The 643-nt window shown below is 37.8% G+C and carries 2 protein-coding genes; one reads left to right on the top strand and one right to left on the bottom strand.

Features of this window, described 5'->3' with window-relative positions:
- Positions 1-52 precede the first annotated feature (52 nt).
- Positions 53-247: a ferredoxin gene (locus ACTQ48_RS11360; protein ID WP_441571017.1), complete on the bottom strand. Its 195-nt coding sequence runs from the start codon at positions 245-247 to the stop codon at positions 53-55.
- Positions 248-297: 50 nt separating this feature from the next.
- Here ACTQ48_RS11360 and ACTQ48_RS11355 point away from each other — a divergent pair.
- Positions 298-643 (top strand): hypothetical protein (locus ACTQ48_RS11355; RefSeq protein WP_441571015.1); only part of this gene is annotated, 346 nt, incomplete at its 3' end.

The raw sequence follows: 643 nt of genomic DNA, 5'->3' as shown, positions 1-643 counted from the left end.
TCATATGATTGAGCAAGATTACTTTGAGGAGTATTATGCGGACAGTTCAAAATTAGTCCGCTAAGATAGCTTTCGTTGGACATGATTTAGCTGCCAATAAAATAGCCGGATCATCTGGGAACTGGCCTTCTAGGTCGGATTTTTCAGAAAAAATGACGATTCCGTCATTATCATAATCAAAAATATCAGAGTAGGTCTGACAGAGACCACAGGCAATGCATTTTTCAGGAATTAATTGAATCTTCATATTGCCATTTTAAACAAGATTTAATAAAAAAACAAGGAGAAACTAGTTATATGTCACAAGAACCATGGAATGATGAAATTTATAAGTCAGATGAGAAGAGTAGAAAAAGTAGAGCAGGAAAGAACGGAGCTGCTTCAAAAGTGTTTACCATCCTAGCAGTAGTTTTCCTAATCATTATAGCAGGTATCACGGTTACTGCTATTTATCTATCAAGTGGTGGTAGCAATACGGACTCTAGCAAGGAATTTTATAATCCAAATACAAGCGAAAGTAGCCAAACATCAACAACAGAAATTCAAACTACAACGGAAGCTATACCAGCAACGACTCAAGAGAAACCCCAACCTCCACGAACTGAACCAGGAGCTACTTTAACGGTAGAAGCAGGTGAAGGGA

It is taken from the genome of Collinsella sp. Sow4_E3 (assembly GCF_052116285.1).
Taxonomy (GTDB): Bacteria; Actinomycetota; Coriobacteriia; order Coriobacteriales; family Coriobacteriaceae; genus Collinsella.
The sequence above is the reverse complement of the archived record's forward strand: the minus strand, read 5'-3'. Positions and strand labels throughout refer to the sequence as shown.